This window comes from Streptomyces sp. NPDC054834, assembly GCF_053611185.1.
In genome coordinates this window covers 34,313-55,826 of the sequence record NZ_JBSGZV010000035.1, presented here as the reverse complement: position 1 = coordinate 55,826, position 21,514 = coordinate 34,313, and the positions used below count along the sequence as shown (strand labels likewise).

Annotated in this window: 21 protein-coding genes and 2 pseudogenes; 13 read left to right on the top strand and 10 right to left on the bottom strand. The window is 68.7% G+C overall.

Translation table 11 applies throughout. The features are described 5' to 3' along the window. Positions 1 to 92: 92 nt before the first annotated feature. Together ACWGJM_RS34635 and ACWGJM_RS34630 are read right to left on the bottom strand one after the other, a co-directional pair. Complete coding sequence (locus ACWGJM_RS34635) at positions 93 to 1,097, bottom strand: NADP-dependent oxidoreductase (RefSeq protein ID WP_453415720.1); 1,005 nt, start codon at positions 1,095 to 1,097, stop codon at positions 93 to 95. Between the two features lie 26 nt (positions 1,098 to 1,123). After that, complete coding sequence (locus ACWGJM_RS34630; protein ID WP_453415719.1) at positions 1,124 to 1,810, bottom strand: SDR family oxidoreductase; 687 nt, start codon at positions 1,808 to 1,810, stop codon at positions 1,124 to 1,126. A gap of 106 nt (positions 1,811 to 1,916) precedes the next feature. On the opposite strand from ACWGJM_RS34630, the gene ACWGJM_RS34625 reads away from it, so the two are divergent. Next, entirely contained in the window at positions 1,917 to 2,477 is a 561-nt protein-coding gene (locus tag ACWGJM_RS34625; protein ID WP_453415718.1) for a TetR/AcrR family transcriptional regulator, read from the top strand. A gap of 228 nt (positions 2,478 to 2,705) precedes the next feature. Here the strand turns inward: ACWGJM_RS34625 and ACWGJM_RS34620 are convergent, their stop codons facing one another. After that, complete coding sequence (locus tag ACWGJM_RS34620; RefSeq protein WP_453415717.1) at positions 2,706 to 2,966, bottom strand: MmyB family transcriptional regulator; 261 nt, start codon at positions 2,964 to 2,966, stop codon at positions 2,706 to 2,708. A gap of 391 nt (positions 2,967 to 3,357) precedes the next feature. On the opposite strand from ACWGJM_RS34620, the gene ACWGJM_RS34615 reads away from it, so the two are divergent. Then, entirely contained in the window at positions 3,358 to 4,203 is an 846-nt protein-coding gene (locus ACWGJM_RS34615; protein WP_453415716.1) for an RNA polymerase sigma factor SigF, read from the top strand. Positions 4,204 to 4,364: 161 nt separating this feature from the next. Here the strand turns inward: ACWGJM_RS34615 and ACWGJM_RS34610 are convergent, their stop codons facing one another. Beyond that, a complete protein-coding gene (locus ACWGJM_RS34610; protein ID WP_453415715.1) occupies positions 4,365 to 4,727 on the bottom strand; it encodes an STAS domain-containing protein in 363 nt (120 codons plus the stop codon). 161 nt (positions 4,728 to 4,888) lie between these two features. On the opposite strand from ACWGJM_RS34610, the gene ACWGJM_RS34605 reads away from it, so the two are divergent. The 4 genes from ACWGJM_RS34605 to ACWGJM_RS34590 all read left to right on the top strand — a co-directional run bounded on the left by ACWGJM_RS34605 (position 4,889) and on the right by ACWGJM_RS34590 (position 7,175). Continuing rightward, complete coding sequence (locus ACWGJM_RS34605; protein WP_453415714.1) at positions 4,889 to 5,368, top strand: ATP-binding protein; 480 nt, start codon at positions 4,889 to 4,891, stop codon at positions 5,366 to 5,368. Positions 5,369 to 5,494: 126 nt separating this feature from the next. Further along, positions 5,495 to 5,662 carry a hypothetical protein gene (locus ACWGJM_RS34600; RefSeq protein WP_453415713.1) on the top strand — a complete coding sequence of 56 codons (168 nt, stop codon included), beginning with the start codon at positions 5,495 to 5,497 and terminating at the stop codon, positions 5,660 to 5,662. Positions 5,663 to 6,043: 381 nt separating this feature from the next. Beyond that, complete coding sequence (locus ACWGJM_RS34595) at positions 6,044 to 6,601, top strand: DoxX family protein (RefSeq protein ID WP_453415712.1); 558 nt, start codon at positions 6,044 to 6,046, stop codon at positions 6,599 to 6,601. A gap of 46 nt (positions 6,602 to 6,647) precedes the next feature. Then, entirely contained in the window at positions 6,648 to 7,175 is a 528-nt protein-coding gene (locus tag ACWGJM_RS34590; protein WP_453415711.1) for a hypothetical protein, read from the top strand. A gap of 208 nt (positions 7,176 to 7,383) precedes the next feature. Here the strand turns inward: ACWGJM_RS34590 and ACWGJM_RS34585 are convergent, their stop codons facing one another. The 3 genes from ACWGJM_RS34585 to ACWGJM_RS34575 form a co-directional block, all read right to left on the bottom strand. Beyond that, the gene (locus ACWGJM_RS34585) at positions 7,384 to 8,169 is read right to left on the bottom strand and encodes a crotonase/enoyl-CoA hydratase family protein (protein ID WP_453415710.1); all 786 of its coding nucleotides are present in this window, start codon (positions 8,167 to 8,169) and stop codon (positions 7,384 to 7,386) included. 110 nt (positions 8,170 to 8,279) lie between these two features. Beyond that, positions 8,280 to 9,500 carry a CaiB/BaiF CoA transferase family protein gene (locus ACWGJM_RS34580; RefSeq protein WP_453415709.1) on the bottom strand — a complete coding sequence of 407 codons (1,221 nt, stop codon included), beginning with the start codon at positions 9,498 to 9,500 and terminating at the stop codon, positions 8,280 to 8,282. Between the two features lie 187 nt (positions 9,501 to 9,687). Continuing rightward, the gene (locus ACWGJM_RS34575) at positions 9,688 to 10,974 is read right to left on the bottom strand and encodes an acyl-CoA dehydrogenase family protein (RefSeq protein WP_453415708.1); all 1,287 of its coding nucleotides are present in this window, start codon (positions 10,972 to 10,974) and stop codon (positions 9,688 to 9,690) included. Between the two features lie 291 nt (positions 10,975 to 11,265). Between ACWGJM_RS34575 and ACWGJM_RS34570 the strand changes: the two genes are divergently transcribed. Further along, positions 11,266 to 12,531, top strand: coding sequence for a PucR family transcriptional regulator (locus ACWGJM_RS34570; protein ID WP_453415707.1), 1,266 nt, complete (start codon positions 11,266 to 11,268; stop codon positions 12,529 to 12,531). 84 nt (positions 12,532 to 12,615) lie between these two features. Here the strand turns inward: ACWGJM_RS34570 and ACWGJM_RS34565 are convergent, their stop codons facing one another. Then, positions 12,616 to 14,118, bottom strand: a complete 1,503-nt coding sequence (locus ACWGJM_RS34565) for a long-chain-fatty-acid--CoA ligase (protein ID WP_453415755.1) — start codon at positions 14,116 to 14,118, stop codon at positions 12,616 to 12,618. A gap of 166 nt (positions 14,119 to 14,284) precedes the next feature. Between ACWGJM_RS34565 and ACWGJM_RS34560 the strand changes: the two genes are divergently transcribed. Continuing rightward, positions 14,285 to 15,073 (top strand): SDR family oxidoreductase, encoded by a 789-nt coding sequence (locus ACWGJM_RS34560; RefSeq protein ID WP_453415706.1) that lies wholly within the window; start codon positions 14,285 to 14,287, stop codon positions 15,071 to 15,073. Next, positions 14,967 to 15,707 (top strand): SDR family NAD(P)-dependent oxidoreductase, encoded by a 741-nt coding sequence (locus tag ACWGJM_RS34555; RefSeq protein WP_453415754.1) that lies wholly within the window; start codon positions 14,967 to 14,969, stop codon positions 15,705 to 15,707. The genes ACWGJM_RS34560 and ACWGJM_RS34555 overlap by 107 nt, the downstream gene beginning before the upstream one ends. Before the next feature lie 37 nt (positions 15,708 to 15,744). On the opposite strand, the gene ACWGJM_RS34550 is transcribed toward ACWGJM_RS34555, so the two are convergent. Further along, positions 15,745 to 15,948, bottom strand: a complete 204-nt coding sequence (locus ACWGJM_RS34550; RefSeq protein ID WP_453415758.1) for a hypothetical protein — start codon at positions 15,946 to 15,948, stop codon at positions 15,745 to 15,747. 100 nt (positions 15,949 to 16,048) lie between these two features. Then, positions 16,049 to 16,120 (bottom strand): annotated as a pseudogene (locus ACWGJM_RS34545) (hypothetical protein); the annotation flags it as partial. Positions 16,121 to 17,062: 942 nt separating this feature from the next. Here ACWGJM_RS34545 and ACWGJM_RS34540 point away from each other — a divergent pair. The 4 genes and pseudogenes from ACWGJM_RS34540 to ACWGJM_RS34525 all read left to right on the top strand — a co-directional run. Further along, positions 17,063 to 17,806 carry an HAD family hydrolase gene (locus tag ACWGJM_RS34540; RefSeq protein WP_453415705.1) on the top strand — a complete coding sequence of 248 codons (744 nt, stop codon included), beginning with the start codon at positions 17,063 to 17,065 and terminating at the stop codon, positions 17,804 to 17,806. Continuing rightward, positions 17,803 to 20,199, top strand: a complete 2,397-nt coding sequence (locus ACWGJM_RS34535; protein ID WP_453415704.1) for a glycoside hydrolase family 65 protein — start codon at positions 17,803 to 17,805, stop codon at positions 20,197 to 20,199. The genes ACWGJM_RS34540 and ACWGJM_RS34535 overlap by 4 nt, the downstream gene beginning before the upstream one ends. Positions 20,200 to 20,338: 139 nt before the next feature. Then, entirely contained in the window at positions 20,339 to 20,566 is a 228-nt protein-coding gene (locus tag ACWGJM_RS34530) for a ferredoxin (RefSeq protein WP_453415703.1), read from the top strand. Next, a pseudogene (locus tag ACWGJM_RS34525) lies at positions 20,556 to 20,818 on the top strand (FAD-dependent oxidoreductase); the annotation flags it as partial. The gene ACWGJM_RS34530 and the pseudogene ACWGJM_RS34525, both read left to right, overlap by 11 nt. Positions 20,819 to 21,514: the final 696 nt, after the last annotated feature.

Sequence of the window (21,514 nt, the reverse complement as noted above, 5' to 3'; positions counted from 1 at the left end):
CCGTACGACGACGGTGAGCGGGACGGGGAAGTCGGTGCACTCATGCCCAGGTCCTTCTGGTCGGGGGCTTCGCGGGTCTTCGAGCGGCTCTGTCACGTCATCGTGACGACGACCTTTCCGGCCTTCGCGCGCCCCTTCTCGACGTACTCCAGGGCTGCTCGGGTTGATTCGAACGGGAAGACGCGGTCGACGACGGGCCGGATCGTGCCGGCCTCGATGAGCGCGGTGAGCTCGCGCAGCTGGTCCCCGCTCGCCCTCATGAACAGGAACTCGTACGTCACGTGACGGCGTCGGGCGCGGCGTCGGGTTCGGAAGCTCAGTGCGGCCATGGCCGCACCGAGGATCGGATTCGCTCCCAACTCCCTGGCGAAGGCGGCGTCGGGAGGGCCGGCGATGCTGATGACCTTGCCGCCGGGCTTGAGGATCCGCAGGGACTTCTCGAGGTTCTCGCCGCCGAGTGGGTCGAGGACGACGTCGTAGTCGTGGAGGACCGTCTCGAACGCTTGCATTTTGTAGTCGACGACTGTGTCCGCGCCCAGGCTCTTCACCAGGTCGATATTGGCCGTGCTGGTGGTCGTGGCCACCTCCGCACCCAGTCGTTTCGCCAGCTGGACGGCGATGGTGCCCACGCCGCCGGAGCCCGCGTGGATGAGGACCTTCTGGCCCGGCTGCACCTGTGCCCGTTCGACCAGGGCCTGCCAGGCGGTCAGGGCGACGAGGGGGAGGGACGCGGCCTCCGCCATGGTCAGTGTGGTCGGTTTGAGTGCCACGTCGTCCTGGCGCACCGCGATGAGCTCGGCGAACGTGCCGATCCGGTCCTTGTCGGGACGCGCGTACACCTCGTCGCCCGTCGAGAACCGCCTCACGGCCGCACCCACCTCGACCACCGTGCCGGCCAGGTCGTTGCCCAGGACGAACGGGACCCGGTACGGCAGGATCGCCTTGAAGTCCCCGTCCCGGATCTTCAGGTCGAGCGGGTTGACGCTCGCGGCGTGGATCCGGATCAGGACGTCGTCCGCGCCCACGTGCGGCTGCGGCACCTCAGCGGCACGCAGGCCGGCCTTGGCGCCGTAGCGCTCGACGATGAAGGCTTTCATCGGCGTCTCCGTCTCGTGGCTCCTCCTCATGCCGCGTTCGGCGCCAGGGCCAGGCCCTGCTTGACGAGCCGGGTGACGTCGTCGGCGAGGATCTCGGGCAGGCCCTGCTGGATGCCGTCCAGGGCCTGGGCGGCCACGTCGGCGGGGTCGGCCTTCTGATCGGCCGGAATGGCACTGGCCATGCCGGTGTCCATGTACCCGACGTGCAGTGCCGAGACGGTGATGCCGCGGGGCGCCAGCTCCTCGCGGGCGGCGTCGGTCAGCGCCCAGGCCGCGGCCTTGGCTGCCGCGTAGGCCCCGAGGCCCGCGGGGTGCAGCCAGGACAGTACGGACAGGACGTTGAGTACGGCGCCGCCGCCGTTGTCCCCGATGACCGGAGCGAAGGCCCGGGTCACGGCGAGCGGCCCGTAGAAGTTGGTGTCCATCTCCAGCCGCACCGCCTCCGGGTCGCCGGCGAGCAACGGGGTGCCGGTGGAGATCCCCGCGTTGTTCACCAGCAGCGTCGCGTCCGAAGCGATGCGCGCCGCGGTCCGGACCGACTCCTCGTCGGTTATGTCCAGGGCGAGCGGGGTGGCACCGGCCAGGTCCACGCTCTCGGGGCGGCGGGCCGCCGCGTAGACCTTGGCTCCGCGCTCCAGAAGCTGGGTGGCCAGCTGCCGTCCCAGCCCGCGGTTGGCCCCGGTGACAACGGCGACCGCGTTCTTGAGTTCCATGTCTGCTCCCTATGCAGCCGGCGCCAGGGCACGGCGAATAGATTATGAATGAAATCTAACGTGAGTCTAGAGTAGATGACGACCGACATCCAACAGGAGGTGACCGATGGGTCGCGCATCACAGACGCAGGCGCAGAAGAACCGCGAACGGGTCGTGGAGACAGCGTCCCGGCTGTTCCGCGAGCAGGGCACCCAAGTGAGCGTCGCCGACCTCATGAAGACCGCAGGGCTGACCCATGGCGGCTTCTACAAGCAGTTCACCTCGAAGGAGGCGCTCGTCGACGAGGCGACCGCACACGCCTTCAACGAACTGGCCCAGCTTCACGCGGCCGGGGCTGAGCGGCATGCCGGGCGACGTGAGGCCGCCCAGCGGGAGTTGATCGACACCTACCTCTCCGTCGAGCACCGCGACAACGCGGCGGACGGCTGTCCCGTCGCCGGGTTCGCCGCTGACATGGCGCGGACAAGCGGCAATCACGAGGCCCACCGCGTCTACGCGGAGGGGGTGCGCACCTTCGCCGACGCGCTCGCCACCGAGGACCAGGACGGCATCACCCGGCTGTGCACCATGCTCGGAGCCCTCGTCCTGGCTCGCGCCACCAAGGACTCCCCCCTCTCAGCGGAGATCCTCACCACCGCACGCGCAGCCTTGACGGCAACCGGCTGATCCGGAAGGTGGCCGGGCGGGAACTGGAAGTGCCAGTACGACTGATTTCTCGGCTGGGTCTATGCGGCGATGGCGATCTCCGAGTGCTCGTACTCCGGAAGAACCGGTTATCGGTTATGAGATGGTCGGGCGCGTGGCGGGAGGGCGGCCGACTGGGCCGGCTCGTCGAATCGGCCTGGCTCTGGTCGGTGTCGCTGTCCCGGCTGGCCGCCCAGGAGGCTTGCAGGGTCAGGTTGTCGTGCGAGGCCGTTCCGGCTCGGCGGCGTAGGTGATCATGGTCAGGCCGGGTTCGGCGGCCAGTTCGATGAGGTCGTAGCGCAGATCGAGCGGGCCCACGACAGGGTGCTGGAACTGTTTGACGCCGCGGCCCCAGGCGCGCATGTCGTGGCGGGCCCACAGTCGGCGGAAGGTGTCGCTGTGGGTGGACAGTTCGCCGACGAGGTCGGTGAGGGTGCGGTCGTAGGGTGTGGCACCGGCGGCGGCGCGCAAGTGGCGGTGAGGTCGTCGGCGACCTGGTCCCAGTCGTGAACCGGGCAAGGTTCGGCGCTTCGCGGGGATCGGTGAAGATCACGCTGTAGAGGGCGCGGGCGAGGGCGTCGAAGACCGTCTGCGCCTGACGTCGATGGGAGAGGGGCAGGCGCGCGGAGCGACGCCACCGGCTGGCGGATCCGCGGGCGACGTCGACGCTGTGAGGCAGGGTGGGTGTGGCGGTCGTAAGGTGTCCGCGGACAGTGCGCTGGATGAGCACCCACTGCAAGCTGGCATCGGCTCATTCGTGCAGATGGCATGCGTGGGTGCAGGATGAGGGGGTAGGCGTTGCGTCGTCGGCCGTTGGGGGCCGACAGCAGCGGTGGGTTCGACCTTTGGGAGGGGAAACGGCATGACGCTCATGAGCGCGACAGCGACGGGCACACGGACCGCCGAGCTGCCGGAGATCGCCGATCCCTGCCAGGTGGCACCGAAGGATGCCCGTGAGCTGTCGAAGGTGTTCTTCGATCAGTTGGCGGTGCTGGAGGAGGGCACGCCCGAGTACAGCTACGCCTGCAGCACGCTGATCGAGATGAACATGTCCCTGGTCCGCTTCGCGGCCGGCCGGTTCCGCAGCCGGGGGCCGGAGGAGATGGAGGACATCGTCCAGGTCGGCATGATCGGTCTGATCAAGGCGATCGACCGGTTCGACCTCTCCCGTGAGGCGGAGTTCACCTCCTTCGCCATCCCCTACATCGTCGGCGAGATCAAGCGGTTCTTCCGCGACACCACCTGGGCCGTGCACGTGCCCCGACGGCTCCAGGAAGCCCGGGTCCAGTTGGCGCGCGCCACGGAGGAACTCCGCAGCCGCCTGGGCCGCACGCCGACGGTCGCGGAACTGTCGGAGCTGATGAGCCTGCCCGAGGAAGAAGTGATGGAGGCCCGCCTGGCCGCCAACGGCTACAACTCGACCTCGCTGGACGCCGCGATCAGCACCAGCGAGGACGGCGAAAGCGCCCTGCAGGACTTCATCGGCACCCAAGACACGGCACTGGAACTGGTGGAGGACTTCCACGCTCTGGCCCCGATGATCGCCGAACTCGGCGAGCGGGACCGGCAGATCATTCACATGCGGTTCGTGGAGGAACTCACCCAGGCCCAGATCGGCGAACGCCTGGGCGTCTCCCAGATGCACGTCTCCCGGCTCCTGTCCCGCACGCTCGCCCGCCTGCGCGAAGGCATGCTCACCACCCGCTGACGGCTACCCCACCCAGCTCATGTGAAGACCGCCGCACGCGCGGCGGTCTTCACCGCGTTGTGTCCCGCAAGCTTCATCCAGCCCAGCCCAGCCCAGCCTCGGACAGGGCTGAGGCCTTCTCGGCGCGCTGCTCGGTCCCTGCGCCGGTCCGGCCGGGGTGATCAGGGCTGGAGGGCGTCGCGGAGGGTGGGGTGGCAGTCGATGATCGTGTCGAGTTCGACGATCCGCAGGGTGCGCATGACGGAGTCGGGGACGCCTGCCAGACGCAGCCAGCCGTGCTGTTGCATGGTGGCCCGGCGGGCGGTGATGAGCAGGTTGATGCCGGCAGAGTCCATGAAGGTCACCTGCCGCATGTCGACCACAACACGCGGCGGGGAGCCCAAGCGGGAGAGGTCCAGGGCGTGCTGGAGGGGCTGGGCGGTGTGGTGGTCGATTTCGCCGGCCACGGTCAGCACGTGGATGCCGTCGGTGGCGGTGGACACGACCGACAGACGGCCGGGCTGCGCTTTGTCGGAGTCCGCCACGCTTTTCCTTGACGCTGTTGGAGATACTTACGGACCGGTTCTCCCGGCAGGCTGTCTGAATAATACGGGAGTACTTCTGGGGGTGGGGCCGGGCAGGGCAGGCAGGGCGTGGGGATTGAGCCGGAGGGTACGCGCCGGGGATGAAGGGTGAGGGGGCCTTGATGGAAGCAGTTCCTGTGGGTGAGGACGGCACCACACCAGAGGCTGAGCCGATCCAGACCGCGGTGGCTTTGGAGGGGGACGGCGGCTGTATCGCTGAAGCCCGCACCCTGGCTGCCCGGTTTCTGGCCCGTGTACAGGGCGAGTACGGGCTGCCGGTGTCGACTCGGGCGATGGATCTGACGCAGCTGGTGGTGAGCGAGCTGGTCACCAACGCCCGCAAGTATGCGCCGGGCCCGGTACTGATGGAGCTGCGGATCGTCGGCGACATGGTCGAGGTGACCGTGTGGGACGGCGATCCGACGCTGCCGGTGGCCCGGGCGGCCGATCCAGGCCGGGTGGGGCAACACGGCCTGGAGATCGTGATGGCCGTGGCCCAGGGGTTCGAGGTGGTGCGGGAGCCGGTGGGCAAGCGCATCACCGCCCGTATAGCCCTGCCGGACGACCCCGGCGGAAGTCTCGCCGGACGCCGGCCGCTGTAGGCCGCAACGCTCCGGTCAGCACTCCAGGCCTCGGTAGGCGTGGCGGGTGAGAGCGGCGTGCAGTTCGGTTGCGTCCTGACAGGCATATACGCGTCACCGCACCATCTATCCGGACAACCCCGTCTGGTGACCGACCGCCCGCGTACCTGCCCCGGACACACCGGTTGCGTCCAGGGAAGTGGTGAGGGCGGCAGGCGGCCGAAGGTCTACGAGTCCACCGACGCCCAGATCACCGTGAGCATCCCGACCGGCGCCACGAACCCCTGGCGGACCTTCTCGTGGATGCCGTCCTGACCGAGGGTGCCGACGAAAACGCCGCGCAGGCAGCCCTGCGGACAGCCGCGAAGCGAGGCCGGCAGATGGGCCAGGACGCGCGGGATGAGACCAGTCCGGGCCGCTTGGGCCCCGAGCGGGCTGAGCGCCTGCGAGCATCTACTGGACCAGTACGGCTACGAGCCTGTCAGGGAAACCCCCGCCCGGACTCCGGCTCCGCAACTGCCCCTTCCACCCGCTGGCCACCGGCCCCCGCCCAGATGCACGACCCCGCCCGCAGCGAAAGGATTGGGTGGGAGGGGCCGCCCTGCGACGCTGCGCGGGTTCACCCATCACCGGTTGCTCGGCATTCGTTCGAGCTGGGGAAAACGCCCGTCCTGGCGTTCCAACCGGAGCATTGCCATGTTGACCAAGTACATCCTGAACCGTCCTGGCCGTTCCACGGTACCGGTAGCACAGCCCAGCAACACCCGTACGGCGACCGCCGCCGACTGCGGCCTGCTGCTCATACGCTTGACCTTCGGCCTGCTGATGGCCGCGCACGGTGCCCAGAAAGTCTTCGGCCTCTTCGGGGGCCACGGCCTGACAGCGACCGGCAAGGGGTTCGCCACCCTCGGCTACCACCCGGGAAAGCTCTTCGCAGTGATCGGGGGACTGTCGGAGTTGTTCGGCGGCCTCGGCCTGGCCCTCGGCCTGCTGACGCCACTCGCGGCCGCCGCCCTGATCGGCGTCATGATCAACGCGATGGCCACCGTCACGGGCGCCCACGGCCTGTGGGATACGGACGGCGGCGTGGAGTACAGCGTCTGTATCGCTGTCGTCGCCCTGGCCGTCGCTGCCATCGGTCCGGGCAGGCTGGCTGTCGACCGCTTCTTCCGCTGGGGGACCGGCGGCTGGCGGGAGGCTGCCTTCGCCCTGGGCCTGGGCGGCGTAGGCGCGGCGATCACGCTCAGTCTCTGATCCAAGCGCCCACCCCCTTCGGTACCTGCGAGGCGGGGTACTGGCCGTGGCGCTCGGCCTGGTCGCCTTCGTCTTCGAGCCGGTCCTGGGCCTGCTGTTCTTTGCCGCCCACGCGGTCTACTTCTGGCGGGAGATCCGCAACAGCCACGAAGAGGAGAGCCAGGAGGAGGAGCTGGAGCCGCTGAAGTTCCAGCCGAAGGCCACCTCACCCGCCACCTGGGCGGTAGTCGCCCAGACTCTGGTCACCCTGGCGGTGATCTTCTTCGCCTCACAGCTGTTCGTGAAGCAGCTGGACGCCATCGGTCCGATGTTCGGCCTGTCCGCCTCGGTGACCGCCCTGCTGCTGTCCCCGATCGTGACCGAGCTGCCCGAGGTCCGCATGCACGTGCTCCTGGTCGCTCAGTCCGCCACCGCCCGCGCCCTCGGGGGCCCGGAGTCCGCGAGTAAGGGCAGGGGCCCGGTGCAGACGCACAAGCCGCCCGCGCCCGCCGACTTCCTGACCAACGCCTGGAGCACCACGCGCCCGGCCGTCACGCCCGCCGCCGACCCCGCGCCCACTTCTGCCGCCGGGTGACTTCCTCGCCGACGCCTGGAGCCGCACGCCCCGGCCCCGGCCGCCGACCCCGGCGACAGCGCGGCCGACGCCACCACGGCCGCGACGTCGCCCGCGAAACCGGCCCCAAGCGACGACGACAGGCGGTGAGGCTGCGCGATCGTGTGACCTGCCGCCCGGCCGGTTGGGCGCTGGGCTGGCGCGCAGTGTGGGCCTCGTGGGGCCGCGGTCAGCGGCCCTCCCAGTGGGGTGTGCGCTTTTCGGCGAAGGCGTGGGCTCCTTCCTGCGCGTCGTGGGACGCGAGGACCGGTGCGACGAGTTGGTCCTGCTGGCGGAATGCGTCCTGGTCGCCGTACGCCGTCCGCTCGTTGACCGCGCGTTTGACGGCCGCGATGGAGAGCGGGGCGTTGCGCGCGATGCGGTGGGCCAGTTCCACGGCCTTGGTGAGCGTCTCGCCGGGTGGGGTGAGGTGATTGACGAGGCCGAGCTGATGAGCCCGTTCCGCGGGCAGGGGGTCGCCGGTGAGGAGGATTTCCACGGCGATGTTGCGGGGGATGCGTTCGGGAAGCCGCACGATTCCTCCTTCGGGGGGAACCAGGCCGAACGTCACCTCGGTGAGGCCGAAGGTGGCGTCCTCGGCAGCCACGATCAGATCGCAGGCAAGTGCCATCTCGGTGCCACCACCAAGCGCCCAGCCCTCGACGGCAGCGATGAGCGGGGTGTGGAGCTGGGTTCGGGTGAGGCCCGCGAAGCCTCGCCCAGGGATGACTGGGGTGTCTCCCTTCGCGAACGCCTTGAGGTCCATCCCCGCGCTGAAGGTGCCGCCGGCACCGGTGAGGACGCCGACCATCAGGTCGTCGCGGCTGTCGAGTTGGTCGAAGGCATCCGCCAGCGCCCGCGCGGTGGCGCCGTCGACGGCGTTGCGTGCCTTCGGCCGGTCAATGGTGATCACGAGGACGCCGTCGTGTTCTTCGGTGTGCACGGTGGGGGCGCCAGTGTCGGGTTCGGTGGTCATGGTGGGGATTCCTTGTCTTTCCCGCCGGTGTGGGTCCTCGACCACTGACGGTGGAGCGCTCCTCCGGGTGCTCGTCGCCTGGGCCGGGTGCTGTGGGAGTCGGACCCCTGCTAGCGCGGGATCGCTCCGCCGCTACGCAGGGACTCGATGTCGTCGGCACTGAACCCGAGTTCTGTGAGCACCTCTTCGGTGTGCTCACCCAGATCGGGAGCCGGGCGTGCGGGGACCTTCTGTTCCTGGTCCAGGTGCACGGGGCTGTTGAGGGTCAGGTGTGGCTCGCTGCTCCCGTCGTCGATCGGCACCACGATCTGGTTGGCCGGGAGTTGGGGGTCGTGGGCGAATTCCTCGAGTGTCTGGACGACCCCGTAGGTGAGGCCGGCGGCGTCGAGTACCTCGCGCCATTCGGCCAGGGGACGCGTGGCGAACCGCTTGTCCAGCAGAGTGACGATGTCGGCGGCGTGGGCATGGCGGCTGGCGGTGTCGTGGAACCGGGGGTCCTCGGCGGCCTCGGGGTGGCCGATGGCCTTGAGGAACAGGGGGACTTGCTTGTCCTCGTTGGCAAAGGCCAGCAGGATCCAGCGGTCGTCCGCGGTGCGGTACACGTTGGCCAGGGCGTTGGGCGGGTCGGAGCGGTCGACGGGGCGAGGGGGTTTCCCGCCGAGCAGGGCAGCCTGGAGCCACATCCCCGCAGCCCAGGCGCCTTCCGCGATCAGGGACGCGCTGACGCGTGCGCCCTGACCGGTCCTCTCGCGCCGGTACAGGGCGGTCATGATCCCGGCGAACAGGGTGATCGCGGTGGGGTGGTCGCCGGAGCCGAACGCGTTGATGGCCGGGGCCGCGTCGCGCTGGCGAGTGAAGTCCATCAGACCGCTGCGTGCCCAGAACGCCGTGACGTCGAAGCCGGGCAGGTGCGCGTCCGGGCCTTGCTCGCCGAAGCCGGTGACGTCGGCGTAGACCAGCCGGGGGTTGAGGGAGGCAAGATCGTCGTAGTCCAGGCCGAGCTTGTCTCGGGTGTGGGGCGGGAAGTTGGTGACCAGGACGTCGGCCCACCGCACCAGTCGTTCGAGTACGGACCGGGCGCCGGACGATTTCAGGTCGAGCTCGATGCTGCGCTTGTTGCGGTTGTCCAGTTGCCAGGGATAATTGACCCCGTCGACGCGGGGGTTGGGGGGAACTCGGCTGAGGGCACGGTAGCTGTCTCCGGTGTGCGGTGGTTCCACCTTGACGACATCGGCCCCGAAGTCGCCAAGCACCGTGGCCGCGGCCGGCCCGGCGATGAAGCTGGCGATATCGACGACGTGCAGTCCCTCCAGCAAGGGCGTGTTCTCCATGACAGGGTCCTTTTCCGCGGGGTGTCCGGCGGACATGTAGGTGTCCTCGTCGTCGGCGCTGCCTACACGGGGGCAGCCATGGGATGCGCACGGTGGGCGGCGCCGCGGCGAAGCGGGTAGTGAGGCGGCCGGTCCCGCAGTCGCAGGGCTCGGCGCTGGGGGGTGCGGGTTGAGACGCGCACCGGTGCTAGTGGTGGCCGTCGGGGGCCATGGGCACGAAGGCGTTGTATCCGGTGATGTCGCGGCCGACGATCAGTGCCTGCACCGTGTCGGTGCCCTCGTAGGTGTCGATGGCCTCGATATCGCACAGATGCCGGGCCACGTGGTAGTCGAGCAGGATGCCGTTGCCGCCGAGCATGTCGCGGGCGTCGGAGAGGATGGCACTTGCGCGTTCCGTGTAGTGCATCTTGGCCAGCGCGACCCGCGGCATCGAATACTTGCCTTCGTCCATGAGCTGGCTGAGCCGGTACTGCATGCACACCATGTCGGTGATGTCCGCCAGCATCCGCGCCAGCCGGTACTGGACGAGCTGGAAGGCCGCCAGCGGTACACCGAACTGCTTGCGCTGCATGGCGTAGGCCAGTGCGGTCTCGTAGCCGGCGATGGCGGCGCCGATCGATTCCCAGGCCACGCAGAAACGCGAGGCCAGCAGGACCTTCTCGGTGTCACGGAAGGTGTTGACGTTCGCCAGGCGGTTCTCGGCGGGTACGCGGACGTCGGTGAGGGAGATCTGCGCGTTCTGCACGCAGCGCAGCGCCGTCTTGCCGGTGATGGCCTCGGCCTCGAACCCTGGGGTGCCCTTCTCGACGACGTAACCGCCCACGTGGCCGTCGTCATCACCGCGGGCCCAGATGATCACGTAGTCGGCGAAGGTCGCGTTGCCGATCCAGCGCTTGTGGCCGTTGAGCACGTACGAGTCGCCGTCCCTGTGCGCGGTCGTCTCCAGCTTGACCACGTCCGTGCCGTGGGCCGGTTCGGTCAGACCGAAGGCGCCGATCTTCTCCAGACGCGCCATCTGCGGCAGGAAGCGCTGCTTCTGCTCCTCCGAGCCCAGCAGCGCGATCGACATCATGGACAGCGCCGAGTGCACTCCCATGAACGTGGACATGCTCAGATCACCGCGGGCCAGCTCCATGATCACCACGCCGGCCGTCACGTTGCTCATCCCGGGCGAGCCGTAGCCGGGAACCTGGAAACCCGCGATGCCCAGCTGCGCCAGCTTGGGAACCAACTCGTGCGGGAACTCTGCGCGCTCCCAGTAGGGGTTGATGACCGGGATGACTTCCTGGTCCATGAACTCACGCACGCGTTGCCGCAGTGCCTGCTGATCATCCGTGAGCAGGTCGTTCAGCAGGTAGTAGTCCGTATGCTCGGGGCCACCCAGCACGGGGGGCTGGACGACCGGATGCCCGTTCCCCGGGCCGACGGTGGTGACGTCGACGGGCATCATCGTGTCCTGGCTTTTCGCGTTCATCCGTCCGACGCTCCCTTTACTCGACCTGGGCTCGATTCGTCCCTATAACACGACGCTAGGGACTGGCCGGAGGGAAACCATCGGACGCAGAGCACGAACCTTCCGAAGGAATTTGGACCCGCGACCCGATACACTCGGGGTGATCGCTCCGGCACAGAAAGGCGTGAGCGCGAAAGGTCGGCAAGTCACCTGGCGCATAATATTTACCTGGCCGCCGGAAGAACAGGCTGTTCAAGATCTGTCCGGGTGCGCTGGATGGCACGGTCGGGACCATCGCGATAGCGTGACGGTATGGCTGTGGGCAGCGTCGACGCAGCAAAGTGCCTGTCCGTCGTGGCGTCGAACGTTGCTGTGCACATGCCGGAAATCAGCCAGGACGTGTGGGATCTCGTGATTGCCGAAATCCCGCAACTGAGAGGCGACGGGATAATTCTCAACACTCTTAAAGCGAGCGTCGAGGAGAATATCGCCACATTGCTGCACGGTTTCGAAAACGGCATGCCGCTGGACAATGTTGAGGGACCTGCGGCTGCATTGGATTATGCACGACGGCTCGCTCAGCGTAATGTTCCCATCAGCTCGCTCGTCAGGTCCTACCGGCTCGGTCACTGCCGTTTCTTGGAGTGGTGCCTGGACGAGTTGCGCCGTCAAGGACCCGATGAGGATGTCTGCACGGCTACCGCGCGCCTCATGCTGGAGGTGAGCTTCGGATACATCGACCGCGTCAGCGAACGAGTGATCGATGTCTATCAGCTCGAACGGGACCGTTGGCTGCTGGGCCAGACTGCCGTGCGCGCCGTACGCGTGCGTGAAATCCTCGCTGAAAAGCATGTGGACGCCGACTCGGCGGAATCAGCCCTTGGCTATCGCATACGTCAAAACCATCACGTAGGGATGCTCCTCTGGTTGCCCGAGCGGCCCCTTGGCGGTGAAGGCCTCGCCCGGCTCGACCGGCTGACAAGCCGGATCGCCGAAAAACTCAACTGCTCTACCAAGCCACTGTTCGCCGCCCGGGAAGAAACTTCGGCCTGGGCCTGGCTGCCCTTCGGCTCGCCCCGCGACCTTTCCTGGGACGTGTTGGCGAACGCGGTCGAGGACGGTGACCCCACCGCGAGGGCGGCCGTGGGTGACGTGGAACCCGGCGTTGAAGGTTTCCGCCGCACTCATCGCCAGGCTGTGCGCGCACAGGAACTGGCCATGGCCGCGGGTCCGGGCGCCCGGGTCACCTTCTACGCCCAGGTCGCCCCGATCGCATTGATGTGCACGAACATTGAGGACACCCGCGCCTGGGTGTGGAGCGTGCTGGGTGCCCTGGCCGTCGACGACGAGCGCTGCGCCCGACTCCGGGAGACCTTGCAGACCTTCCTCGCCACCGGTTGCAGCTATACCGCCACCGCCAGCCAGCAGATTCTGCACAAGAACACCGTGCAGTACCGCATCCGAAGAGCCGAGGAAAACCTGGGGCGGCCACTGCAGGAACGGCGTCGCGACCTGGAGTTGGCGCTGCTCGCCGTTCAGTACCTCGGCTCATCATTCCTGCGAACGAGCCCCTCCTGAGCGCACCCGTCGGCGATCCGCCGGTCTCGCGGCCACGGTGAACCTGCCGACGAGGCGCTCACGACCTCTGCCGGCGGAGTCAGCTCATCGCTTGCCCGTTTCGGCCGGCGGAACGATCTCCCGCTTGAGGATCTTGCCGGTGGCCCCTTTCGGCAGCGCGTCCACAATCCATACCTTCCGCGGATATTTGTACGCGGCGACCTGGCCCTTGACGTAGTCACGCAGTTCCTCGGCCGTGGTAGCGGTGCCTGGCCTGAGTACGACGGCGGCACCGATCTCCTCGCCGAGATCAGGATTGGGCAGGCCGATGACCGCGGCATCGGCCACCGCCGGATGCTCGTACAGCACCTCCTCGACCTCGCGCGGGAAGACCTTGTACCCGCCTCGATTGATCATGTCCTTCTCCCGGCCGACGATCCAGAAGTATCCGTCCTGGTCGACCCGGCCGAGGTCGCCGGTGTGCAACCAGCCGTTGCGGATCGCGGCGGCTGTGGCCTCGGGACGCTGCCAGTACCCCTTCATCACGTTGTGTCCGCGGATCGCGATCTCGCCGGTTTCGCCCTTCGACACCTCGTTGCCGCTGTCGTCGACGACCCGCATCTGGACGCCGTCGATCGGAGTGCCGATCGAGCCGGGCTTGCGTGCGGCGTCCAGGCGGCTGAACGAGGCGACCGGTGAGGTCTCCGACAGCCCGTAGCCTTCGAGCACCACACAACCGAACGCGGCCTCGAAGTCGCGCAGCACCTGGACCGGAATTGCCGCGCCACCGGAGACGGCCAGCCGGAGCGCGGAGACATCGTAGGTCTCCCGGTCCGGAGGCCGTAGCAGTCTGCTGAAGATCGTCGGTACCCCGGCGAAGACCGTTACCCCGTGCTCGGCCAGCATCTGTAGCGCCTGCTCGGCGTCGAAGCGCGGCAGGAGCGTCAGACATGCACCGCAGGCTACGGCGGCATTGAGCGTGCAGCTCTGCCCGAACGCGTGGAACAGGGGGAGCCCACCGAAGATCACGTCCTCCGAGGTGAGATGAAGCAACTCGGCCGCCACGGTTTCGCAGTTGCGGGTGAGGTTGGCGTGGGTCAGTTCGGCGCCCTTCGGCTGACCGGTCGTCCCCGATGTGTAGAGGATCACCGCGGTGTCGTCCTCGTGCCGCTCGACCACATCCTCGGCCAGTGGGGCGCATGCGAGCAGCTCGTCGAATCCGCCGGGATCGACGACTACCGCATCGGCCTCGACCTGCTGTGCGCCGGTCCGCACCTCGTCGGCAAAAGCGGGCCGGGCGAACAGCAGTCGGGCACCTGAGTCGCCGAGGTAATAGGCGACCTCCCGGGACTTGAGCAGGGGGTTCATCGGAACGACGATGCCGCCGACCCGGAGTACGCCGAAGTAGGCGATGGCGAATTCCGGACTATTGGGCAGCATGATCCCGACTTGGTCACCTGGTTCCACGCCGCGGTCACGGAGCAATCCCGCCATGCGGGCGCTGACCTGGTCAAGCGCGCGATACGAGAGGATGTCAGTCCCCACGCGCAGCGCGGCGTGGTCCGGATAGGTACCGGCGCTTCGTACGAGGTTCGACGCGAGGTTCATGGCACAGCCACCCTTCAGCATGCTTGCCTCGGTCGGCCGCGCAGCCTCGTCAGGAGCGGCGACACCGCCCGCGCCGCCCTCGTGACCGACGGAACCCGCAAGTGATCGCCGTCGAGACCACCTCACTGGTCGCGGCACACGCTCTACGGCGGCCGTTTCTACGGAGATGCCGGCATCGACACGGCGCGGGCTCATCGACGCACTGGTGCGGCCTGTGAATCAGCCCATATTTCACCGCACGACACTCCAGGCACAGGCCGTCGGAGTCCTGAGCGATCGCCGGCCGACTCCCTGGCACACACCTCTTGCCTGCACGAAGACTCTGCTGTCCATTCTGCCGCACCACCTGGGTGCCGCATCTCAGACCAGCACTGGGGCCGCCATCAACGTCACCAGCCTGGTCACCGTCGGCCTGCCCGAGCGCACCTCGTACGGCGCCGCCAAGGCCGCGCTGGACTTCTGCACGCGTGCCTGGGCGGGCGAGTTCGCCGCCGAGGGGATCACCGTCAATTCGGTTGCTCCCGGGCCGACCGAAACCGAGCTGTTCCGTGGGAACAACCCGCCCGGATCACCCGGTGAGGCCCGCTACCTCGCCGACGTGCCGGCCGGTCGGCTGGCCCAGCCACACAGCTCCGGCGTTCCCGACTGGCGCGCTGCCCCGGAGCGGTTGCGGGGCCCCGTTGCCGGTGATGCTGTGGATGTGCGGCGGCCGTACCTGCCCCTTTCTGAGCGGGCGGCGCTTTCCCGGGATGGGGCGTGGCCCCCGACGCAGCGGCCATGGCCCTGGCCCGTACGCCCATCACATATCTCGACATCCACGGAAGGAATCCGCCATGACGTCTGCATCCCTGGAGGGGAAGGCCGTGCTCGTGACCGGGGCAACCAGCGGCATCGGCGCTGCCGCGGCGCAGGCGCTGGCCGGGCGCGGCGCGCACGTGCTGGTGGCCGGGCGTGACCCGGCCCGCGGCGAGAGCGTCGTAGGCGCGATCCGGGAGCGCGGCGGGAAGGCGGACTTCGTGAGCGCCGATCTGCGCGACGCCCAGGCGGTGCGACGGCTTGCGCACGACGCCCTGGGGCTGGGCGGCGGCCGCGTCGACATCCTGGTCAACAACGCGGGCGTCTACCCCTTCGGGCCGACGAAGGACACGGACGAAAGCCTCTTCGACGCGGTGTACGCGCTCAACGTCAAGGCACCGTTCTACCTGGTGGCCGAACTCGCCCCGGCCATGGCCGAACGGGGCGGCGGATCGATCGTCAACGTGAGCACCATCGCGGCCGCGCTCGGGTTCTCGGGCATGGCACTCTACGGGTCGAGCAAGGCCGCTGTGAACCTCCTGACGAAGGCATGGGCGGCGGAGTACGGCCCGCAGGGAGTGCGGGTCAACGCCGTACAGGTCGGTCCCACGCGGACCGAGACCACCGCCGGGGCCGAGGAGGACTTGCAGAGTCTGGCCGCTCAGGCGCCCGCCGGACGGCCGGCGTCCGCAGCGGAGATCGCGGCGGCGATCGTGTACCTCGCCGACGATGAGGCAAGCAGCTTTGTGCAGGGCGCGGTCCTGCCCGTCGACGGCGGGCGCACCGCCGTGTGACCTCAAAACGCATCGCCCGGCCGCCTGGCCGCAGGGATCAGTCGATGAAGGGCCGCTCGAACGCGGCGATCAGGCGCCCCAGATCCTGCCGCCGCGAATCCGCCGACCACACCGCCCACGTCCGGCGAATGAGAGGGTGCCCGACCAGCGGCCGCCATGCCACGCCCTCGGGAATGGGCTGCAACCAGTCCGGCGGAGCCAGGGCAAAAGCCCGCCCGGCGCTGACGGCCGCCAGTTTCACCTCCGCGATCAGCCGCTACCCCTCCGGCGCCTGAGCTCCCAGCGATGAACCTGGCCTTGCCGCCGGCGGCCTCGATGGCCGCGACGGTCTCCGCGCCCTTGGCGGCATTGTGGCCGGAGACGATGACGGACGCGCCGTCCTGGGCCAGGAGGAGAGCCGTCTCGCGACCCATGCCGGACGTGCTGCCGGTGACGAGAGCGGTCTGATTCTCGAACTCACCGCCACCGCGATGAACCCCACCGCCTCAACGCCTGGTGGACCGATGCCCACCGCGCCCGCACTCGCACATCACACCTGTCAGCCCTCCGGCCCACCGAGTAGACCTCAGCGGGCTGGATGCGCTAACAGTGACCATCGCCTCGGCGCTGGTGGTGCGCCGCTCGTAGTCGCGTGCCAGGCGGCGGGTGCGCATCAGCCCCGACCTGGTCCCTGGATCCCGGCGCGGGCGCCTGGTCCGCGGGCAGCGGGCTGCCCTCCGCAGGGGTCCACACCCTGACCCGGCAACAGCTCCCAGCTCATGGACGTGGCGAGCGACTCGACGTCGAACGGCGCGAAGATCATCCAGTGGGTGTGAAGAGCGGCTTGTGCCTGGACGTGCCGAGCCAGTCGACCGCCACGGGCGTGCAACTGGCAGCAGTGGACATGCAACGGAGGCACCAACCAGCAGTGGTTCCTCGATCTGGTCGGCAGCCACACTGGCAGTACGTACCTGCTTGCCGGTGTCGGCAGCGACCTGGACACCGGCGTCGCGGGCGGATCGACCAGCCAGAACGCGGCGGTGGACCAGGAGACCGGCAGCGGCGCGACCAGCCAGTAGTGGAGCCTTACCTGACCGCCCGACCCACTGCTCCAAGTAACCTCACGAGGGTGACCCAGAGGCCCCTTCGCAGCCCCAGGGCGGCGCCGGCCGGCAGGTGCGGGACGAAGGCCCGCGTGCGTGGGCGCCGACAGAGCGGACGGCATCTGCCTCGGGGCGAGAGCTGCGCGAGCTCACCGCGCTCATGGCACCACGGTCAACAGCCCTGCCGCTCGGCCGTCGACCGTGCGGGTGCCTTCCGGCGTGCCGGATGGTGGTTTGACGCCAGCGGCCGCGGGCGCTCCTAGCCTTGGTGACATGCTGGGGCTTCCTACGCGTATCCGTGCCTGCCTGTTCGACCTCGACGGCGTCCTCACCCAGACTGCGGAGGTGCACGCGGCCGCCTGGAAGGAGATGTTCGACGGCTATCTCCGCGAGCGCGCGACACGTGAGGGGAGCGAGTTCGTACCCTTCGGCGCGGTGGAGGACTACGACGAGTATGTGGACGGGCGGCCCCGTGAGGACGGCGTGCGCACGTTCCTTGCCGCACGTGGTGTGCACCTGCCCGAGGGAACGCCGGACGACCCGCCGGAGGCGGAGACGGTGAGCGGACTGGGCAACCGCAAGAACGACCTGGTGCTGCGGCGGATCCGCGAGGACGGGGTGGAACCGTACGAGGGCTCGGTCCGCTTCGTTCACGCGGCGCGGGAGGCGGGCCTGCGCCGCGCGGTGGTGTCGTCCAGCGCGAACTGCCGGGACGTCCTGGCAGCGGCCGGTATCGAGGACCTGCTCGAGGAACGGATCGACGGAGTGGTGGCGCACGAGCGCGGTCTGCGAGGCAAGCCCGCCCCGGACACCTTCCTGGAGGCGGCCCGGCGGCTCGGAGCGGATCCGGATGAGGCCGCGGTGTTCGAAGACGCCCTGGCCGGCGTCGAGGCCGGGCGAGCGGGACGGTTCGGCGCGGTCGTGGGCGTCGACAGGGTGGGCCAGGCGGATCAGCTGCGGGCGCACGGGGCGGACATCGTGGTCCGTGACCTGGCCGAACTCCTGGAGCCGCGGTGATCACCCATCCCAGCTTCACGGTCGAGCCGTGGTGCCTGCGCGAGACCGAGCTGAACCTGGACGTGCTCGCCCAGAGCGAATCGGTGTTCGCCCTGTCCAACGGGCACATCGGGTGGCGCGGCAATCTCGACGAGGGAGAGCCCCACGGGCTGCCCGGCGCCTACCTCAACGGCGTCTACGAGCGGCATCCGCTGCCCTATGCGGAAGCGGGCTACGGATATCCCGAGTCCGGCCAGACGATGATCAACGTCACCGACGGAAAGATCATCCGGTTGCTGGTCGACGACCACCCGTGCGATCTGCGTTACGGTCAGCTGCGGGCGCACGAGCGGGTTCTGGACTTCCAGTCCGGTGTGCTCAGCCGCACGGCGCGCTGGACCTCGCCCGGCGGCCGCACGGTCCGGATCACCTCACAGCGGCTGGTGTCCTTCACTCAACGCGCGGTGGCCGCGGTTGTGTACGAGGTCGAGCCGATCGACGGACCGACCACGGTGGCCGTGCAGTCCGAGCTGGTCGCCAACGAACAACTGCCCCGCCTCCAGGACGACCCCCGCGTGGCTGCGGCGATCGAGTCCCCTTTGAGGGCCGAGGAGTACTTCGCGCAGGACACCCGCCTGCGGCTCGTGCATTGCACCTCCCGCAGCGCCCTGCGGGTGGCAGCAGCGGCCGATCATCTCATCGAGGGGCCGGAGAGCACTCGCTGGACGGCACAGAGCGAGCCCGATGTCAGCCGTCTGATGGTGACCGCAGATCTGGTGCCCGGGCAGCCGCTGCGGCTGGCCAAGTTCGTGGCCTACGGCTGGTCGGGGCAGCGTTCGCTCCCGGCCGTGCATGACCAGGTGGACGGAGCGGTGGCGGCCGCGGTCAGCACGGGCTGGGACGGGCTGCTCGCCGCGCAACGGGCGTACTTGGACCGCTTCTGGGCCGGCGCGGACGTCGTGGTCGAGGGCGACGCGCAGATCCAGCAGGCGGTGCGGTTCGCTCTCTTCCATGTGCTCCAGGCGGCGGCCCGCGGTGAGAACCGGGCCATTCCCGCGAAAGGCCTGACCGGAACCGGGTACGACGGCCACTCCTTCTGGGACACCGAGTCCTACGTGCTTCCGGTCCTGACGTTCACCGCGCCGGAGGCCGTCGCGTCGGTACTGAGGTGGCGGCACCGGATGCTGCCGGCGGCCCGGGAACGCGCGGGCCAGCTGGGTCTGTCGGGAGCGGCGTTCCCCTGGCGGACGATCGAAGGTGCCGAGAGTTCCGCCTACTGGCCGGCCGGCACTGCCGCCTTCCACATCAACGCCGACATCGCCATGGCCGCCGTCCGGTACGTCATGGCGACGGACGACAAGGACTTCGAGCGCCGTGAGGGGCTCGACCTCCTCGTCGACACCGCGCGGCTGTGGCGCTCCCTCGGACACCACGACGGGGAAGGCGTCTTCCACATCGACGGGGTCACCGGACCCGACGAGTACAGCGCCATCGCCCGCGACAACCTGTACACCAACCTGATGGCCGGCCAGAACCTGCTGGCCGCTGCGGAGGCGGCGGCGCGTCATCCGGAACGGGCCGCAGAACTCGGTGTCGACGACGAGGAGACCGCCGTGTGGCGGGACGCCGCGGCTCGCATGGCGGTGCCGTACAACGAGTCTCTCGGTGTGCACGAACAGTCAGCCGGTTTCACGAGTTTCCAGCGCTGGGACTTCGAAGCGACCCCACCGGAGAACTACCCGCTGCTACTGCACTACCCCTACTTCGACCTGTATCGCAAGCAAGTGGTGAAGCAGGCCGATCTGGTGCTGGCGATGATGGAGTGCCCGCACCTCTTCTCCGACGAGCAGAAGGCGCGCAATTTCGCCTACTACGACGCGCTCACCGTCCGCGACTCATCCCTGTCGGCCTGCTGCCAGGCGGTGCTCGCCGCCGAGACCGGGCACCTCCGGCTGGCTTACGCCTACCTCGGCGAGGCCGCGCTGATGGACCTGGACGATCTGGAGCACAACACCCGCGACGGGCTGCACATCGCCTCCCTCGCCGGGACGTGGATCGCCCTGGTGGCGGGTTTCGGCGGCATGCGCCGGTACATCGGCGAGGACGGAATGCCTGACCTGCTGGCGTTCGCACCGCGCTTGCCGGAAGCGCTGTCCAGGGTGGCGTTCACGGTGCTGGTACGCGGACGCAGGCTGAAGGTGGACATCGGCCCGTCCCATGCCCGTTACCAGCTGGTGGAAGGCGAACCGCTGGTCGTGGTGCATCACGGGGAACCGTTGACCGTGACCACCGACGCACCGGTGGACCGGCCGATGCCCCCCGCGCCCGTGCGCCCGGAGCCGCAGCAGCCGCCGGGCCGCCGTCCGGGGGGCCTGCTCGCCGAGGAGGAGCACGAAGCGGAGACACAGGACTAGTTGTATGAGGCCAGGACGTTGATTACACCTGCGCGTACTCGCCGGGCATGGATGTTCCAGGCGCCGAGGGCTTCGCGGCGTTGGTCTTCAGATAGCCAGCTACGGGTGTGGAGGAACTCCTCGGCGATGATTCGGTTAGATGAGGCTTGTCGTCGATCTCAACCGGTGTCAGGGATACGCGCAGTGCGTCTTTCTCGCCCCGGACGTCTTCGCCCAGCACGGCGATGAGGCGCTGCTGTTCTGCCCTCGTTTCGACGAGGGGCTGCGTGACCAGGTGGAACAGGCCGCGGCCGCCTGCCCGGTCCGGGCCATCCTCGTCGACTACTCAGACGAGCCGACGAAGGGGGTGGAGGCCCATGTCGGCTGACAGCGACGTCGAGGTCCTGCGCAAGGAGGGCCGGATCGTCGTCGTGGGTGCCTCGCTGGCCGGCCTACGCGCGGCGGAAACTCTGCGCGAGGGTTTCACCGGATTGCTGACCATGAGCGGCGACAGGCGGCGCTGGACGGGGTGTTCCTGCTGCGGTCCCGTGACGACTCCGCACGCCTGAACCGAAAGCTGGCCCGCGGCCCGTCTCGAGTGCTGGTGATCGGTGCCAGCTTCACTGGCTGCGAAGTCGCACAACAGGAAGGACCCGGTGGAGAGCAAGCTGCACATCGCGGTGTGCGCCGGCCAGGTCACCCTCACCCAGGCGCGCAGCACGCCATCGTCAACGACTGGACCACCGCCCGCCGTAGCCTCCACCTCAGCTGACCCCGGCACCCGAGCCTGCGAGCAGCGCACTCGCCGCGCTTTGGGACGGATTCCCGAAGACACTGCGCGATTTCGACGCGTATGGCACTGTCGAGACGGTGCCGGACCCGTCGCCTTCCCCCCTGGCGACGGGCCCTGGTCTCAACCAGACGTCCCCCTGCTGCGATCCGTACGCCACCAGCACTTCATCCAGCGGCTGCGGACCACGCTGGTGAATCAGTACGAGGAGGTAAGCGCACAGTCGTTGCCGGAGGCGCTGCAGATGTAGGCGTGGGAGGTGTGCCCGGCGTCGTTGATCATCCCGGTCCAGGTGTGCGGGTCGAATCCGTCGAGGTATCGGAGCTGTGGATCTTCACCCGGGCGGCTTGGGCCTCGCCCGCTCCGGCGATCAAGCTTCCGGCTGCGATCGAGACCGCCGCCATCGCTGTTGTAAGACGTCCGGTACGCATGGAATTCTCCGTCCTTCCGTGAGTGCCGCTTACGGTCGGCTAGTGGGACGAGCCGTTGGTGGGTTGGTGGTCGGCCTACAGGCGCATGGCGCCGAGCTTCAGCAGCATCGGATGC

Excerpts from the sequence above, each read along its gene's own strand:
- ACWGJM_RS34635 (WP_453415720.1), bottom strand. The coding sequence starts at position 1,097 with ATGAAAGCCTTCATCGTCGAGCGCTACGGCGCCAAGGCCGGCCTGCGT.
- ACWGJM_RS34630 (WP_453415719.1), bottom strand. The coding sequence starts at position 1,810 with ATGGAACTCAAGAACGCGGTCGCCGTTGTCACCGGGGCCAACCGCGGG.
- ACWGJM_RS34625 (WP_453415718.1), top strand. The coding sequence starts at position 1,917 with ATGGGTCGCGCATCACAGACGCAGGCGCAGAAGAACCGCGAACGGGTC.
- ACWGJM_RS34615 (WP_453415716.1), top strand. The coding sequence starts at position 3,358 with ATGACGCTCATGAGCGCGACAGCGACGGGCACACGGACCGCCGAGCTG.
- ACWGJM_RS34605 (WP_453415714.1), top strand. The coding sequence starts at position 4,889 with ATGGAAGCAGTTCCTGTGGGTGAGGACGGCACCACACCAGAGGCTGAG.
- ACWGJM_RS34595 (WP_453415712.1), top strand. The coding sequence starts at position 6,044 with ATGTTGACCAAGTACATCCTGAACCGTCCTGGCCGTTCCACGGTACCG.
- ACWGJM_RS34585 (WP_453415710.1), bottom strand. The coding sequence starts at position 8,169 with ATGACCACCGAACCCGACACTGGCGCCCCCACCGTGCACACCGAAGAA.
- ACWGJM_RS34580 (WP_453415709.1), bottom strand. The coding sequence starts at position 9,500 with ATGGAGAACACGCCCTTGCTGGAGGGACTGCACGTCGTCGATATCGCC.
- ACWGJM_RS34575 (WP_453415708.1), bottom strand. The coding sequence starts at position 10,974 with ATGAACGCGAAAAGCCAGGACACGATGATGCCCGTCGACGTCACCACC.
- ACWGJM_RS34570 (WP_453415707.1), top strand. The coding sequence starts at position 11,266 with ATGGCTGTGGGCAGCGTCGACGCAGCAAAGTGCCTGTCCGTCGTGGCG.
- ACWGJM_RS34565 (WP_453415755.1), bottom strand. The coding sequence starts at position 14,118 with ATGAACCTCGCGTCGAACCTCGTACGAAGCGCCGGTACCTATCCGGAC.
- ACWGJM_RS34560 (WP_453415706.1), top strand. The coding sequence starts at position 14,285 with ATGCCGGCATCGACACGGCGCGGGCTCATCGACGCACTGGTGCGGCCT.
- ACWGJM_RS34540 (WP_453415705.1), top strand. The coding sequence starts at position 17,063 with ATGCTGGGGCTTCCTACGCGTATCCGTGCCTGCCTGTTCGACCTCGAC.
- ACWGJM_RS34530 (WP_453415703.1), top strand. The coding sequence starts at position 20,339 with ATGAGGCTTGTCGTCGATCTCAACCGGTGTCAGGGATACGCGCAGTGC.